At 34.4% G+C, this 17,532-nt stretch carries 11 protein-coding genes; 8 read left to right on the forward strand and 3 right to left on the reverse strand.

All coding sequences use genetic code 11. The annotated features are described in order from the left end of the window. The 5 genes from CW357_RS05190 to CW357_RS05210 all read left to right on the forward strand — a co-directional run bounded on the left by CW357_RS05190 (position 1) and on the right by CW357_RS05210 (position 6,636). Positions 1-1,155: a CDP-glycerol glycerophosphotransferase family protein gene (locus CW357_RS05190; protein ID WP_124217493.1), complete on the forward strand. Its 1,155-nt coding sequence runs from the start codon at positions 1-3 to the stop codon at positions 1,153-1,155. Between the two features lie 196 nt (positions 1,156-1,351). Further along, a complete protein-coding gene (locus CW357_RS05195; protein WP_124217494.1) occupies positions 1,352-2,512 on the forward strand; it encodes an aminotransferase class I/II-fold pyridoxal phosphate-dependent enzyme in 1,161 nt (386 codons plus the stop codon). 161 nt (positions 2,513-2,673) lie between these two features. After that, positions 2,674-3,765, forward strand: a complete 1,092-nt coding sequence (locus CW357_RS05200) for a glycosyltransferase family 2 protein (RefSeq protein ID WP_119414133.1) — start codon at positions 2,674-2,676, stop codon at positions 3,763-3,765. A gap of 189 nt (positions 3,766-3,954) precedes the next feature. Then, positions 3,955-5,223, forward strand: coding sequence for a CDP-glycerol glycerophosphotransferase family protein (locus CW357_RS05205; RefSeq protein WP_233547992.1), 1,269 nt, complete (start codon positions 3,955-3,957; stop codon positions 5,221-5,223). Positions 5,224-5,238: 15 nt separating this feature from the next. Next, entirely contained in the window at positions 5,239-6,636 is a 1,398-nt protein-coding gene (locus CW357_RS05210; RefSeq protein WP_124217495.1) for a polysaccharide pyruvyl transferase family protein, read from the forward strand. Between the two features lie 104 nt (positions 6,637-6,740). Here the strand turns inward: CW357_RS05210 and tagD are convergent, their stop codons facing one another. Beyond that, positions 6,741-7,130 carry a glycerol-3-phosphate cytidylyltransferase gene (gene tagD, locus CW357_RS05215; protein ID WP_119414135.1) on the reverse strand — a complete coding sequence of 130 codons (390 nt, stop codon included), beginning with the start codon at positions 7,128-7,130 and terminating at the stop codon, positions 6,741-6,743. A gap of 77 nt (positions 7,131-7,207) precedes the next feature. Then, positions 7,208-8,368, reverse strand: a complete 1,161-nt coding sequence (locus CW357_RS05220; protein WP_124217496.1) for a CDP-glycerol glycerophosphotransferase family protein — start codon at positions 8,366-8,368, stop codon at positions 7,208-7,210. Between the two features lie 378 nt (positions 8,369-8,746). Between CW357_RS05220 and CW357_RS05225 the strand changes: the two genes are divergently transcribed. Together CW357_RS05225 and galE are read left to right on the forward strand one after the other, a co-directional pair. Continuing rightward, positions 8,747-10,879, forward strand: coding sequence for a bifunctional glycosyltransferase/CDP-glycerol:glycerophosphate glycerophosphotransferase (locus CW357_RS05225; RefSeq protein ID WP_158582298.1), 2,133 nt, complete (start codon positions 8,747-8,749; stop codon positions 10,877-10,879). A gap of 106 nt (positions 10,880-10,985) precedes the next feature. Continuing rightward, positions 10,986-12,005 carry a UDP-glucose 4-epimerase GalE gene (gene galE / locus CW357_RS05230; RefSeq protein ID WP_233547993.1) on the forward strand — a complete coding sequence of 340 codons (1,020 nt, stop codon included), beginning with the start codon at positions 10,986-10,988 and terminating at the stop codon, positions 12,003-12,005. Between the two features lie 166 nt (positions 12,006-12,171). Here the strand turns inward: galE and CW357_RS05235 are convergent, their stop codons facing one another. Next, positions 12,172-15,768 carry a CDP-glycerol glycerophosphotransferase family protein gene (locus tag CW357_RS05235; RefSeq protein WP_119414139.1) on the reverse strand — a complete coding sequence of 1,199 codons (3,597 nt, stop codon included), beginning with the start codon at positions 15,766-15,768 and terminating at the stop codon, positions 12,172-12,174. 422 nt (positions 15,769-16,190) lie between these two features. Between CW357_RS05235 and CW357_RS05240 the strand changes: the two genes are divergently transcribed. Continuing rightward, on the forward strand, positions 16,191-17,360 hold the full coding sequence (locus CW357_RS05240) for a CDP-glycerol glycerophosphotransferase family protein (protein WP_119414146.1): 1,170 nt from the start codon (positions 16,191-16,193) through the stop codon (positions 17,358-17,360). Positions 17,361-17,532: the final 172 nt, after the last annotated feature.

Here is a 17,532-nt window from a genome sequence, read left to right on the forward strand (position 1 = left end):
ATGAGTATCCTTAAAAAGATACAATATAAAATTCAATGGTTTTATAAAGTAATCTTTCAATGTTGTTATAAAGCTACGACCATATTCCGTCCGATTCAACAAAACAAGGTAGTTATTCCTTTATATCGTCACAAAAAACTTGAAGGTAATATAAAGGCTGTATATGAAGAGTTAAAAAAAACTCAGCCACAATTAGAGTTCCAATTCATCATACCAAATAATAAGATGAATCTTAGACAGTTTAAAGAAATTGCGTATATTAGTAATGCAAAGTACATATTGCTAGATGATTATTATTTACCTGTATATTTAATAAAGCCGAGAAAAGGTACGAGTATCGTACAATTATGGCATGCTGCAGGCGCTTTTAAAAAATTTGGCTATAGTACGGTAGATACCAAATTTGGACCTAGTAGTAGTTATTTGAAAATCATACCGATTCATTCTCATTATACGCATGTTTTCGTATCTTCTAAGAACATGATTCCCTATTATGCAGAAGCTTTTCACATGTCAGAAGAACGTATTTATCCAATAGGCGTTCCACGTATTGATTTTTTTGCAGATGAAAAATATGTAAAAGAAACAAATAAAAAAGTTTTAAAGTCATTGACTAAAGAACAGCAGCAAATGGTGAAGATTCTGGTTGCTCCTACATACCGCGCAGCAAACAATTATAGAGAATCTGGTTTGGATATGGTCGAAGAAATACTAGCTATTTCAAAACAAATCGAAAAGGATAAACTTATTATATTTGCAGGACATCCATATATGGAGGAGAGCAAATTTGAAAGGTTGCAAAAACAAAGCAATATTATTATGAATAGTCAATTCTCTGCAAATGATTGGATGCCATTAGCGGATGCTTTTATAACAGATTATTCTTCTGCAATATTTGAATTTGGGCTTCTTCAAAAACCACTAGCACATTATGTTCCGGATTTAGAGGAATACAAAAAAAGTCGAGGCCTTTACAACGAAATAGAGACTATATCAGACGGTCCCGTTTTACAAAAAAGAACTCAACTTATTGAATGGATTAATGAGAGAAAAGCTAGCGAACATTTTGATACGAGCAGAATGGTACGCTATAACTTTTCTAAAACAAAAGGAATTGCAAAAGAGATTGTGGAGCAGTTATTAAAATGTGAATAAGGTCAATATGATCGTTTAATAGACAGAAAAATCAAAGAGCACATGAAATTTCTTTGAATTTTCTGTCTTTTTATTTTAAACTTATGTTTTATAGCATCTATTTCTAAAATAAGCAATAAAATATTTCATTTTTCAGATTTATGAGTATAATAAATACAATAACTAAATTTAAACATAACGAAAGAAGGATTTTCACATGTCTTTATCAATGAATCCAAAAATGGATCAACTAGGTTTACCTGGAATTCGTAAATTTTCAAATCAATTAGTTAACTATCCAGATGCGATTAATTTAACAATTGGCCAACCCGACTTCCCAACACCAGCATCAGTAAAACAAGCCGGAATACGAGCGATTGAAAATAACTTAACAACTTACTCCGCAAATCCAGGATTAATCGAATTACGTAAAGCAGTGGCCGCCTTCTTCGCCGAAAAATATAATTGTCACTACAAACCGGAAGATGAAATCCTTGTTACAAACGGTGCAACACAAGCTATTGACTCTGTTTTCCGTACAATCTTAGCACCTGGGGACGAAATCATTTTACCAGCACCAATATATTCTGGATATGAACCAGTCATTACGTATTGCGGTGCAAAAGTAGTTTACCTAGACACAACAGATACAGACTTCCAACCATCTGCCGAACGCCTAGCAAAACTAATCACACCAAAAACAAAAGCCGTTTTATTTAACTTCCCATCTAACCCAACAGGTGCAACAATTTCCCATGAACAAATGGATGCACTTGCAAATGTATTGAAGGATGAAGATCTTTACATTATTTCAGATGAAATCTATAGCGAAAACACATTTGTTGGAGAACATCGCTCATTCGGTTCCTATGCCGAGCTAAAAGATCGCCTATTCCTTATCCATGGTCTATCTAAATCTCACTCCATGACAGGATGGCGCATAGGCTTTTTAATGGCAGATGCTCGATTAATTGCTGAAGTAGCGAAAATTCATTCATTCAATGCAATCTGCGCAGCGCTGCCAAGCCAATATGCAGCAATCGAAGCACTAACCAATTGCAAAGATACGCCGCAAGAGATGAACATAAGCTATATTAAACGACGCGATTATGTCTATGATCGCCTTGTTAAAATGGGCATTGAAGTAAATAAACCAAACGGTGCATTCTACATCTTCCCATCTATCAAGAAATTCGGACTAACATCTGAACAATTCGCGATTCGCCTCATGCAACGAAAAGAAGGCGGTGTCGGTGTTATCCCAGGATCAGTTTTTACTCCATACGGAGAAGGCTACCTACGTATCACCTACGCATACTCTGACGAAGAACTTAAAGAAGGTATGGACCGCCTAGAAGCATTCGTTCATTCGCTATAAAAAACTATGCTTAGTACATTCTCTAAAAGCTCCGATTTAAGTTACCAAGTTGAATCGGAGCTTTTAGTATGTATTTTTTAATGTTCTTGCAACTTAAGTGGAGAAGTGTTAAAAATGTCCTAGATTATAATTAGGCAATTTAAAGAGGAGAGAATGAAAATTTGAAAGTTACTGTAGCAATCCCAGCATATAATGCAGAAGATTATATAAAACGGTGTTTAGATTCTGTCGTACATCAATCGCTTTGCCATGCCGATTATGAAATTATCGTAGTGGATGATTGTTCTACAGATAATACAAAAACAATCCTTACATCTTATCAATTGCAATATCCAGAATTCATACAAATCGTCAGTCGAACTGAAAATTCTGGGGGAGCAAGTATGCCACGAAATGACGCTTTAGCTTTAGCAAAAGGCGAATATATATTTTTTGTCGATGCGGATGATTACTTGGCTGAAGAAACCTTAGAGAGAATGTATGAATACGGTAAACATAACAATGCAGATATTATCATTGGAAAGTATGTCGGGATGAATGGCAGAAAGGTACCGAAAGCTGTTTTTGAAAACGGAAATATACCTAAAGCTGAAATTATTGAAAATAGCCTTTTCTACGCTCTATCTGTTCTTAAAATGTACAAGCTCGAAAAAATCAAGCAACTAGATTTGACCTTTTTAAAAGATGCTATAGTTGCCGAAGATCAAGCTTTTTCTGTAACAATGTTATGTAATACAAATCACATTTCAGTATTAGCAGACTATGACTGTTATTTCATCACAAAACATGATCATGGACATTTATCGGATGTTCAACTAAATGGGTCATTATATTTTGAGATAATGACTAAAATAATTGAGAGTATTTACCAAGGTTCCATTGGAGATTTAGAGTACAAACATCGATTAACAGGGAAATTTGTAACGAGAATGTTCAGACACGGCCAATTTCGCTCCTTTTATAAAGATAAAAAAATAACAGAAGATAAAAAAGAGCACTTGTTGTCTTTGTATGCAGCATTTTTAAATAAGCATGTTCCTATACAGGCCGACCAATATGTAACAGATATATTTAGCGGAAGAGTAAAGTATATTCGAGAAAATGATTTGTATAAATTATCAATTGCTGAAAAACTAAGAGAGTTGACTAATGATATGACAAAGCTGAAAAAGGAAAATCACCTATTAAAAAAGGAGATTAAAAAGTTAAAAAGGAAACAAAAAAGTAATTTGAAAGACAATGAAAAACTATGAATTTCACATATTTTGTGAAAAGAACAAGTATTTTGTCGGTATTTCGAGAGGATTTCCTGGAAGGAAAGCTAAAAAGAATTTATAATGTAAAGGCATACGCATTGCAATATGAGGATACGGACCCATAATAGTAAACCTATCAGTAGTTTACAAGAGTTCAATGTGCATTAGGATCAGGATTTGAACTTGGTGTTAGAAGATAACGTTGACTTTTTGAATCCACAAGGTCGCTTACTTATAATAATACATGGTAAAAGAGGTACAACATTGAAAAAGTTAGTCAAAATGAAAAAGAAATTGCGAAAAAAACTAGATCGTAAATTTAAAAAAGAAATTTTCCAAATGCTATACAAGTGCTTTTGCATACTACCCATTAATCACAACAAAATTTCCATTCTATCAGATAGTCGAAAAACATTAAGTGATAATTTTAGATTCGTCTATAATGAGTTAGAAAAAAGACATAATTACGAATATTATTTTCTATTAAAAGAAAGTGTAAAAACACGTAAAAGATATTTAGAAATTATAAAATTGGCTTACAATATGGCTACTTCAAAAGTTATTATGTTAGATGACTTCTATCCGATGGTTTATCCTCTGAAAATCCGCAAAAATGCTGATTTAGTACAAATTTGGCATGCAGTAGGTGCTTTTAAAACTTTCGGTTATAGTCGTGTAGGAAAGGTTGGCGGTCCAAATCCTAATTCTAAAAACCATAAAAACTATACAAAGGTTATTGTAAGTTCATCGAAAGTAGTGCCTTTTTATGCAGAAGGTTTTGGTGTTTCCGAAGATAAGGTTATTCCTACTGGGGTTCCACGTACAGATATTTTCTTTGACGACAATTATAAAAAAGAAAAAAGACAACAATTATATGCTAAACACCCAGAGTTCGAAGGGAAGAAAATTTTCTTATATGCACCGACTTTCCGTGGTAACGGCCAATCAAGTGCTCATTTTCCGATGGAGATGCTCAATTTAGATCGAGTATATGAAAAATTAGATGATGACAGCATCTTACTGATTAAACTCCATCCATTTGTTAAGAAAAGAATGCATATACCAGCCGAATACCAAGACAAGATTAAAGACTTTACAAAATATCCAAGCGTCAATGACCTACTGTTTATTACAGATGTCTTAATCACTGACTATTCGTCTGTATGTTTTGAATATGCGTTATTGAACAAACCAATGATTTTCTATTGCTTCGATTTGGAAGAATATATTGAAACACGGGATTTCTATATTCCATATCAAGATTTCACACCAGGTCCAATTGTCCGTACATGTGATGATATGATTGATAAAGTAATAGAACTAAAAGATATTGAACAAGTGGATTATAAGAAATTTACAGATAAATTCTTTGAAAACTTAGATGGCAAATCTACTGAGCGTGTTGCTGACTTAATCGATTCTTGTATGGCATCTAAATCTAGCACGAGACAATAAGGAGTGTTACATAAAATGAAAAAGTATTTAATACGATCGGGAATTACCCCGTTACAAACATTTACTCCTGCAGAAATGATTGTAAGAAACTCAATCGGCGGAAACGTAGGAAACCTAGTTTATGCTTATAGTGTATATAGAACATTGATGACTGATGATGATGTTACATTTGATGCAGACAATTATCATATCAATCCTGATAGAGCTGATTATATCAACGAAAACTATGATGCATATATTATCCCATTAGCGGACGCTTTTCGAAGTGACTTTATATCTTCAATGAAAAAATACACCAAGCTGATAAAAAAACTGAAAATCCCTGTATATATTATTGGGGTTGGATTACGTACAACATTCGAACCAAAACCAGATGATAAATTTGAATTTGACGATGTTGTTCGTGATTTTATCAAAGCAGTATTAGAGAAATCTACAATGGTTGGTGTACGTGGACAGATAACTGCAGATTACCTTTCAAGATTAGGATTCCGTGAAGGTAAAGATCATATGGCTATTGGTTGCCCATCTATGTATTCATTTGGACGGGAACTAACAATCCGAGATACAACGATCACACCAGAATCTATGGTAACTGTCAATTCATCACGTCTATCACCTAAAAACGTACTAGATTTTATAACGAGAAGTATGGATGAATTTCCTGATCATTACTTCATACCACAATGGTTAAAGGAAATGAGATTGACATACATTGGGTTCCCTAACATTCCAAAAATCGAACATAACAACTATCCAGGGAAAATTACCGATGATGTATATGTCAATAATCGTGTTCGCTATTTCTTAAATGTTCCAACATGGTTAGATTTCTTAAAACAAGCGGACTTTTCATTTGGAGCTCGATTACATGGGAATATTGCAGCGACTATTGCAGGAACACCAAGTCTTCTAATACCTAAAGATGGTCGTATGCGAGAACTAACAGAATACCATCACTTAACACATATATGGGCGAAAGACATTGATGACAATACGAATATATGGGATGTTATTGAAAAGTTAGATTTCCATGAAGTATCAAAATACCAAGGTGCTAATTTTGATCGCTATATAGATTTCCTAAATACAAATAAGATTGATCATATTTATAAGAATGGCAATGATCCAGCTCGTGTCCCATTAGACGATGCTATAGCCAAAGTAAATTTACAGCCACCTATCCAATCAATTGCAAGTTGCGATGTCCAAGAAGCTATTAAACGTTTTGAAACGCTTACAACCCTTGAGCAGCAAGCAAAAGCTAAAAAAGGGAATAGTAAAGATAAAGAACAATACCACAACATATTAGCTGAAAAAGATAAGCAAATAAAGTATTTACAAGGTACTTTAAACCGCAAATCAGTTCGTACAGCGCTGAAAGTTGCTAATATGTTTGCATCAAAAAAATAATTAAAAAGGGCTAACGGAAATTTCCGTTAGCCCTTTTATCATTAATTGGTGGGAAGTAAAATTTTGCATCCCATCACAATTAGCTTCACTGTTATTCAAAGAATTTATTTTTTCATTAAATCTTTTTTTATTTTTGTAGTTGAAATACCTTCTGTACGTGGAAGATAAATGACTTCACAATAGTCTTTTAGGAAATCGAATTTTCCTTCCCAATCATGTCCCATTACGAAAGTATCGATGTTATGATCCTTCACATCTTGGATTTTTTGTTCCCAAGTATTTTCTGGAATAACTTCATCTACATATTTGATGGCTTCTAAAATAGTTTTGCGATCTTCATAGCTGTAATATGCTTTTTTGCCTTTTAATGCATTGAATTCATCAGTCGAAATTGCCACAACTAGGTAGTCGCCAAGTGCTTTGGCACGTCGTAAAATATTTACATGTCCAACATGTAACAAATCGAACGTACCATACGTAATTACTCTTTTCATAATGTGCCTCCATAGATATACTATTGCGTATTATATTACAATTTATTTAAAAATGAAAGAACTCTTGAGACTCGCTCTTATCTTAAATTTTTCAACAAATAATCCACTAATTTACTACTTGCATGGCCATCCGAGAACATATTCCATGTATCAGAAAATGTCTTAACTTGCTCCATATCAAACTCATCTTTTTTCAACACGAATACAAGTTCATCATCTGTTGATACTACTGGTCCGGGGACTAATTTACTGTAATCTGTCCAAAAGCCACGTTCCATTTCATATTTTTCAATATCATAAGGATAGAAAATTTGTGGCTTGCCCAACAAAGAAAACTCAAATGGTATAGAAGAATAGTCACTAATAACATAATCCGTTACACATAAAAGTTTATTGATAGGTACATCATTCTCTACTGAGACGATTAACGGATGGCTAAAGTTCCCTAAATTGTGTGCCACCGCTGGATGTAATTTAATCATCATAATGTAGTTTTCACCAAGTTGCTCTATAATATCCTCAAAATTTAGAGGGATACTTTGCGCATCGAGTTGTTGATCTCGGAAAGTAGGCGCATATAAAATAACCTTTTTGCCATTAAGCATCGGATATTTTGTAAGCATCTCTCGTCTTGCAGCTTCTACCGCATCTTCATCATAAAAGAAATCTGTACGTGGAATCCCTGTTCGCAATATTTGCTGATCCTGCATGTCAAAAGCAGCCTTGAAAATAGGAACCATCTCATCAGAACCGACGACCACTTTATTCATCTGACTGTAAACTCGTTTGAAACGTTTAATAGCCCTAGGTGAACGAAATAAAACACTAGGATCTTGCATACCAAATTTCTTCACCGCACCTGCAGCATGCCATAATTGAATACATTCAACATCCGGACGAAAGCTCATGGCACTTAGTAGGGCAAAATAGTTATCGATTAAAATAGTCTTAGCAGTTGCCAAATGATAAAGACCACGCAAATAGTCAAGTACACTAGATATCCTAAAGGATAAAACAGATTCTACATCCGATCTTATGAAACTTTCTTTACATTTACTAGTACGTAAAACCACAATATTTTTAAAATTTCGCTTCACAAGTTCATCAACAACAAAACGTGCATTATCACCAAAATCACATAGAAAAACAATTTTCTTCTTCAATGGAAACATATTAAAAATGAAGAAAATACATCTATTTATAAACAAAAACAGTGTTTTCAACCATTCTTTTCTCATTTATTCACCCAATCTAGAAATTCTTTTCTACAGGTACAAATTATATCATAGTTCATATTTCATTTTCTAAAAAGAAACAAAACGATTGTCGAATTTTGTCGAATCCCACATTAAAGGGAATTAAAGGAAATGATTCAATCCCTTTTGAATACTACATTTTTATAAATATAATAAGTCTTCTCAGCAAAATTTAATTTTGGAATGGTATAATGCAAGTGAAGACAGATAAAAGTACAGAAATAAAATATGCGACACCTTTTAAAAGTAATAGTCTTCTCGATTTCAGTTATTTTACTTGAATGTAAAATGTGAAGATGATTCATAATAAAACATCTTATGAAATTAGTACAACAAGGTAAAGAGGGGTATCCAATATTTATGAACAAAAAAGTAAGTGTAATAGTACCCGTATACAACACTGAAGAATTCTTACAAGAATGTTTGCAATCTATAGCAGTTCAATCATATATAGATTTACAAGTTATTGTTATTAACGATGCATCAACAGACCATTCCGGTAAACTGATAGACCAATTTGTAACTCAAGATCATCGATTTGAATGTATGACAAACAGCAAAAGAATGGGCGTTGGCTACTGCCGCAACCTAGCCATCCAACAAGCAACAGGAGAATATGTATACTTCGTTGATAGCGATGATATGCTTCACGAAAAAGCAATCGAATACCTCTTACAGGGGGATGAACCTGATACCATTTATACAGGTCATGTTGTGAAAATAGATAAAAAAGAAGGCATAGAAGCTTCGATAAAAGAGCAGGAAGAAGAATTTCTAAGTACAAAACCTCTTCCGGATTTTAGATTTTATAAACGTATGTCAGTATCAAGTGTACTTTTCCCACTCCATGTGATTAAGTCCTTACATTTAAAATTTGATGAAAAAGTTGATAGCTATTCCGAATTATCTTTTTTAATGCCGATTTATAAGCAGTACAAAATCGTAATGAGCAAGAATTCATACTATTATCGTCGACTTCGTAATGACCCCATTACCAATCCATCATTAGGCCAACGTGATCGCGATGTATTACTTCATGATTTTGCGGATATTTTCAGTCGACTAAAAAAGGAATATGAAAATAACGTAGAAGTCAGCAAATATCTAGATATCCAATTAATCAGATTATATCGTTCAAAGTTCATCTTATTGATGAAAGAAGATGACAAGAAGAAACCTGCATTTGACACGCTTTCAACAATCATGAATTTAGTATCTGAAAACCAAGTAAAAAAACAAAATGTTGTCATTCGTGAGGAACTTAGGGCTTTACAAAAAGTACAATATAAGAAATACTTACGCATCCTAGGTATCCATTATTTTGTGAGAGATACGAAGAAATCTTTGACCAGTCTTAACAAGTTCTATCGTCAAATTTATCGTGACATCTTTATGAAAATGCCATTAGACGACAAGAAAATCGTTTTTGGAAGTTTCCTTGGAAAACAGTATGCAGACAGTCCAAAAGCCATTTATGAATATATGGTCGAACACTACCCAGAATACAAATTTGTTTGGGTGTTTAATGAAACAGGCAGAAAGCTCCCAGGCGAAGCAAAACAAGTGAAACGACTGAGTCTTGCCTACTATTATCACTTAGCAACAGCAAAATATTGGGTAAGCAATATGCGCCAACCACTCCATTTGAAAAAACGAGAAGGTAACATCTTTCTAGAAACCTGGCATGGAACACCATTAAAACGACTTGTTTTTGATATGGATGAAGTCTATTCAGCGAACCCAAAATACAAAAAGGATTTTTACCAACAATCGCGCCTATGGGATTATCTGATTGCAGCAAACCCATATTCATCCGAAATTTTCAAATCTGCTTTTAAATTTGATAAGAAAATGCTTGAATACGGCTATCCAAGAAATGATACATTATATCAAAATAACAATGAAGACTATATTACGAAAGTAAAAAAATCACTCAATATGCCACTTGATAAGAAAGTTGTATTATATGCACCAACATGGCGAGATGATGAATTTTACGAAGCTGGAAAATACAAGTTTGACTTAAAATTCGATCTTCAGAAGCTACGTGAAAAGCTTGGTGACGACTATATTATCATCTTACGTATGCATTATTTTATAGCTGATAATTTGAATATCGATGGCTATGAAGGATTCGTCTATAATATGTCAAAACACGATGATATCGCAGACCTATATCTAATCTCAGATATTTTGATCACCGATTACTCATCTGTATTCTTCGACTATTCAAATTTACGAAGACCCATCCTTTACTACGCATATGATTTGGAAAAATACCGAGATCAGTTGCGTGGTTTCTACCTAGATTATGAAAACCAAATGCCTGGACCTATATTAAAAACAACGGACGAAATCATAAATGCCATTCAACATATCGACCAAATCGAAGAAGATTACAAAGAAAAATACGATGAATTCTACGAAAAAATATGTTGCTGGGAAACGGGACACGCAACAGAAAAAATCGTGCAGGAAGTATTTCAGAAATAACCAAATGAGTACGGAAATCATATATAATGTATATTGTTCATGTGTATAAAAAATTAAATAGCTCAATTGAAGCTAAATGCTCATTAAAGAAACGAGGAAGATTACTTTGCATGATAAAAGTATTTTAGTAACTGGAGCAGCTGGCTATATAGGCTCACATACATGTATAGAGTTATTAGAATCTGGCTACAACATTATTGCACTTGATAATTTATCTAATAGCAGTGAAGCTTCCCTTAAGAAAGTAAAAGAGATTACAAAAATAGATTTTCCTTTTGTCAAAGGAGATATCCGAGATAGAAATTTATTAGATCAGTTATTTATGGATTATTCAATTGATGGCGTTCTCCACTTTGCTGGCTTAAAGGCAGTAGGAGAATCTGTTGAAAAACCATTAATGTATTATCAAAATAATGTACAGGGGTCTATTGAATTATTATCAGCTATGCAACGTCATCACGTGAAAAAAATAGTGTTCAGTTCATCCGCTACTGTTTATGGCATTCCAAAAGTGGTTCCTATTAAAGAGACCTTCCCATTGAGTGCTATTAATCCTTACGGTCAAACAAAGTTGATGATAGAACAAGTGTTACAAGATGTTGGTCATACTGATCCAGAAATACGTGTCGCATTATTACGATATTTTAATCCAATCGGTGCCCATGAAAGTGGAAGTATTGGGGAAAATCCATCCGGCATTCCCAATAATTTAATGCCATATATTACACAGGTTGCAGTAGGAAAACGTGAGATGCTTTCTGTCTTTGGCAATGATTATGATACACCGGATGGTACAGGTGTACGAGATTATATTCATGTAGTTGACTTAGCAAAAGGGCATGTAAGAGCATTGGAGTATTTATCACATCACAGTGGCGTAGAAACTTTTAATTTGGGAACAGGAAATGGCTATAGTGTTCTTGAAGTAATCGCTGCATTTGAAAAAGTATCAGGTAAGAAAATCCCTTATCAAATCGTAAATCGTCGTCCAGGAGATAGTGCCGTTTGCTATGCTGACACAACAAAAGCCGAACAACAGCTAAACTGGAAAGCACAATATGGAATAGAGCAGATGTGCGAAGACGCATGGCGTTGGCAATCGAATAATCCTAATGGGTTTGAATAATAGAGAGAACCACGAAAACCACCCAGAATCACCGTCTAAAGATCCAATAAAACCAGCAAAAGAACAAATAAGAATGCCTGCTCGTAAAATCGGTTTTTGCCGACTTCACGGACAGGCATTCTTCTAGCTATAGCCAAATGAATAAAAATAACCCTTTCTTCTTCAACTAGTCATTAATTTCACGATAGAAGTTTTCAATTGCATGTTGGTTGTATGAAAGATAATCGAATTCCTTGAAACTTAAATCAGGCTCTAGATAGATTTTTTTCATAGCGTCATAAATACTTTCTACAGAAGTATCCTCTGTTAGTAAACCATAGTCGCCGTTCGCTAAGGCGGCACGATTTGCAACAATATTTGTTGCTACGATTTTCATCTTCAACGTTAATGCTTCAAGAAGTACCATCGGCTGTCCTTCATATATTGAAGACAATACGAATGCATCGCATTGCTTCATAAAGGAGAAGGGGTTATCTAATTGACCTGTTAAGAAGACAGAATCCTTTAAATTTAATTTTTTCACTAAAGAATTCAGTGATTTTCTTAGCTGCCCATCACCCACTAAATACAGCTTTGTATTTGGATATTCCTCATGGATTTGTGCAAATGCTTTGATAAGCTTATCTTGGGCTTTTTCTGGGGATAAGCGCCCCATTGTCACAAATTTAAAGGAATCATCATCTAACGTAATGACATTATTGTGAATATCATTCCAACATTTATAAGGTGTTACAACTTTTTTATCAACCCAACCAATTTTTTTGTCTCCATCATATAGTAAAAGAGAGCGGCCGTGTCCTGTACGCATTTCTTTTTTAACAAGAAGAGGTTTTAAGTGGAGATCATCATGTAATATAAAATCTGCAACTTCCGCTGTTGTTGGAAGCTCTTTATATACCTCAATTGAATCCCCTTCAACAGTGGCGGGATATGAAATCTCTTTTTCATCGATAAAAACGGAGTAGTCAGGTGGAACCAATCGAATATAGCGACTGTCTATCCATCCTTCAATGTAAGAATTTTTTTTAATATAGTAGTAGACATGATCTTCAATTATTTGCTTTTTATGAACAAAAATTAGCTTACCACGTAAATCTTTTTTATGTTTGACGATTTCACTTTCTGGATTTGTTGGGGGTTTTGTGAATAGTTTGTAGCCATCAATATCTTCTAAAATATATCCATATTGTTTTACGTTTTCCTCTAAAGTTGCCAGACGATTCACATAACCAATCATGTCTTTATGATTGAAATAGTGCATTTTCAAATAGGCACTTGCAATTATACGAAATAGAGGATTGCTCTTTTCAATAAATCCAATTTTATCGATTAAAGTAACGGAATTGCTATTAATCCAGCCCAGTTCATGACGATTGATAGAAATTAGATAATAAGTGTCTTGTTGTGTTTTGACCACCTTAGAGATATAGACCATCAAATCTTTGAAAGATGTGACGTCTGATTTTTTGTGAGCGCCTGGTGCACCAAAAGGTAAATTCCATACATAATAATTTGATGAAACATTCGTTAGCTTTCCAAACATTTTCAAGTCCTGATACTGAATAGTTTCATCTTCATAGGAATCCACAATTTCTATTTCTAATAAGGATTCTTTACACCATCCAACATAAATATCATTAATCGCGATTTTACAATAATTTTCATCTTGCCAATGATACTGAGCGAAAATATGAATTTCATCGTCTGCTTGAACACTATGCTGCATAGTAGGGCTCTCTTCCTTAATTTCAGCAAGTGTTCGGTAAATTGAAACCGTTTCAGATGAAGTTTGCCATTTATCGATTTCATCCATCAATGTTATATGAGTCTCTTCTTTGTTTTGTGTCATGCCCGTTTTAGGTGGATTTAAAATGCGGTCTGGGTCAATTGTATTGATACAGTATCCAAATTGTTCATCATTTGTAAATCTCGTCAGCTTCGACTGATTCAATTCCATTGTCGCTTCTGATACCGCCAGCAACTTGTCAAATTTATAATAGATCGAGAACATGGTGAGTAAATTTTGATAGTGAGGTTTCTTACCATTTACTTTACGATTACGATCAGCTTGCATATCACTGTGTAAGAAACAAATCTTGCGTGTACTATTTGCAGCCAATATCAGTTTTGACCAGTAATAACTATAGCCACTAAAGTCAATCGCATAGTCAAAATGTACGCCACCTGTCAATCTACGTATTTCTCGTTCATAAGCCTTTGTTGGATAGTGGGGCTTTAACTTAGGTGTTAGTCCATGTGAACGTATTAACCGGTCAAGAAAGGCTTCTTTAAACGTATAGACAGGTACGCCGGGCTTAAAAAGAAAGCGCACTTTTTTATGAATACGATTTTGGTTATAAAGGACTTCTTCTCTTCTTGAGGCAGCTACAAAAGCAGTGACATCATATTTGTCATAGTCAATATTATTCGTTAAGTTGATAAAACTATTGGTAATCCCGTTATTGATCAAACCACCAGGATAGATGAAAATCTTTTTCTTCTTATTTTCGTAACGTACAATTTTCACATCATTCAATGTTTCCTTGCAAAAAACAAGGTGATACAAACGTTCTGTAACCTTGCCATCATCATAATGGACAAAACGTTTTTTGGCAGCTTGATAAACGTCTTTATATTTGCTTTTCACATCTTCAATATGGAGGATAGCATTTCCTACTTCATCGATATGCTCCAAAATAGGACCGGGTAATTCTTTTTCCTCTAAATACATGCCACGATTTTGGGCATATAAATCTTTATCCCAAGAATAGAACAAGATCGGTTTGTCTGTAACTAAATAGTCAAAGAATACACTGGAATAATCGGTGATTAAAACATCCACAACACTGAGTAATTCATTCATATCCATTAGGTCTGATACGAGTCGACTTTTAGCTTCTGGATAATTTGTTGCTACATGATATAAGAATGGATGAACCTTCAATAGCACATGATAAGAAGGACCTATTTGTTGGGCTAAATCATCCATCTCTTTAATAATTTGCTTCATATGATCATTCGCATTATTTGTATCTGTTCCTTTCCAAGTAGGAGAGTACAGTACAATCTTCTGATCAGAAGAAACTGCAAGACCTTGTTGATGTAATTTTTCAATAATATCTTCACGTTTTGAATGGAATGTTAAATCATTACGAGGATAGCCCATTTCTAAAATAGACCCTTCGTAGATTCCATCTAATCGGAAGGCATTAGAAAAAATATCTGTCGTATGTGCATTCGGACTGATAATATAATCTGCACTTAAAAAGTTACGGACAACATTTTGACTTCCAGATGGATTTCCTGGAATATCGTAGCCCATATATTTTAACGGTGTTCCATGCCATGTATTAATATAGGTTTGTTCTGGACGCGGCACAAAAAAAGATTGAAATGTAGAATTATTCAACAAATAGTGGGCTTGTACAAGCCATTTTAAATAGTCATCGCTCGTACGATCCACAAATGTGACGTTGGATTTCTCACGATAAGGGGCGATTGCCTTTTCTAATTCTTCAGAAGGCTGAATAGCCCATATATGCTGATACGTCTTTTCTGTGTCATGTTCTAGGATATATTTAAAAATGGCCAAAGGAGAGTCTGTCATACTTTGTCCTTCTCTTGCTTCATATAAAATAGAGTGATTGATGGTAGGTAATGTATCATAATATTTTGCATATAACTGATTTCTTCGATGTTGTTCTTTATGGGAACGGTCATCTAAAACTTCTTTAAAATTCCCAGAAAGTTCTTGTAAAATCACTAGAGGTCACCTCATTAAATTTTAAAACTAAGCTCTTAGTATCGTATCATTTTTTTTGACGGAGAAAAAACAAAATGAATGATTTTTTTGCGTAAAAATTTTTTTGCTTATTATAAGAAAAATAACGAGCTCAAAAATTCACATGAAAATGCCAGGTAGAGAGTTGTTATACCTTCTTCTGATTATTGATGGACGTTTCTATCTGTGATATGATAATGGGCAGGCTAAATTTTTACATAAAATTAATATTCAATTCACATTTTATAAAAGTTTGATTAGAATTTGCTGAGAGAGTTGGACTTTCTCCGACGGATATTTGAAAAAATCGAGCTTATAGAGATCTTATGACGAACCTTAGAGATAAGATTTAGTGCCGTTCTAATACAACCTTTTTAATACCACATGAAAGAGTGAATAAAATGATGTTCAATAACAAAACATTTAAGAAGTACTTTGCTAAGGCATTTCGTTTTATCGGATGTAAAACACCACGAATTAAAAATCTGGTAATTTTCGAAAGCTTTCACGGTAAACGCTATAGTGACAACCCAAGAGCAATTTACGAATATATGAAAGAACATAATCCTGAATACAAACTAATCTGGAGTGTCGACAAAAATAGCATCCCATTATTCGAAGAAATGGGTGTTCCTTATATGAAGCGCTTCACTTTAAAATGGTTATTCACTTTTCCACGTGCCCAATACTGGGTCAACAATGTACGTTACCCAAAATGGATGACACGTCCAAAAGACACCACATATGTTCAAACTTGGCATGGTACACCACTTAAAAAACTAGGTACAGATATCGAAGAAGTTCATATGCCTGGTACAAAAACAAAAAATTACCGCAAGAATATTAAAGCAGAATCTAAAAACTGGAGCTATCTTGTAGCACCAAACCCATATACACATGAAATTCTTGCTCGTGCATTCCATTTCAATGGACCAATGATCGATTCGGGTTACCCACGTAACGATGCACTACAAAATGAAGATCCAGCAAAAATTGCGGAAATCCGCAAATCATTGAACATTCCAGATAACAAGAAAATTGTTCTTTACGCACCAACATGGCGTGATGACCAATTCTTTGAACGAGGAAAATATAAATTTAAATTCCAATTTGATATTCAAAAATTGAAAGAACAATATGGAGACGATTTTGTATTACTAGCTCGCATGCACTATCTAGTATCCGAAAACTTCGATTTCACCCAATACGGTGATTTCATCAAAGATGTTTCAAATTACTATGATATCGCAGACTTATATCTTATCAGTGACCTATTAATCACGGATTACTCATCCGTATTCTTTGACTATGCGATCCTAAATCGCCCAATCATCTTCTACATGTACGATTTAGAAGACTACCGAGATCGACTACGCGGTTTCTACATCGACATCGAAGCAGATGCACCAGGCAAAATCGTTCAAAACGAAGCAGACCTATTCGAAGAAATCGGGCGTGCCCTAAAAGATGGCCACTACTCACAAGAACAATTCGACCGCTTCAACGAAAAATTCTGCGTATGGGAAGACGGCAAAGCCACAGAACGTGTAGTAAATCAAGTATTCAAAAAATAACAGTTTAACGCCCTACCGGCAAAACGGTAGGGATTTTTTTATCCAAATACCCCATTGTCCGCGACAAAAAAATTATGCCCAACCAAGCACCCCAACCGCGATAAATGCCCTTGGGTAATCAGAAACAAGCCTTCATCTTCAATCCACGGAAAACCGGGTTTAATCCACGCAA

Source organism: Rummeliibacillus sp. TYF005, from assembly GCF_003844195.1.
GTDB lineage: Bacteria > Bacillota > Bacilli > Bacillales_A > Planococcaceae > Rummeliibacillus.

Excerpts from the sequence above, each read along its gene's own strand:
- CW357_RS05210 (WP_124217495.1), top strand. The coding sequence starts at position 5,239 with ATGAAAAAGTATTTAATACGATCGGGAATTACCCCGTTACAAACATTT.
- CW357_RS05220 (WP_124217496.1), bottom strand. The coding sequence starts at position 8,368 with ATGAGAAAAGAATGGTTGAAAACACTGTTTTTGTTTATAAATAGATGT.
- CW357_RS05195 (WP_124217494.1), top strand. The coding sequence starts at position 1,352 with ATGTCTTTATCAATGAATCCAAAAATGGATCAACTAGGTTTACCTGGA.
- CW357_RS05190 (WP_124217493.1), top strand. The coding sequence starts at position 1 with ATGAGTATCCTTAAAAAGATACAATATAAAATTCAATGGTTTTATAAA.
- CW357_RS05240 (WP_119414146.1), top strand. The coding sequence starts at position 16,191 with ATGTTCAATAACAAAACATTTAAGAAGTACTTTGCTAAGGCATTTCGT.
- tagD (WP_119414135.1), bottom strand. The coding sequence starts at position 7,130 with ATGAAAAGAGTAATTACGTATGGTACGTTCGATTTGTTACATGTTGGA.
- CW357_RS05225 (WP_158582298.1), top strand. The coding sequence starts at position 8,747 with ATGAACAAAAAAGTAAGTGTAATAGTACCCGTATACAACACTGAAGAA.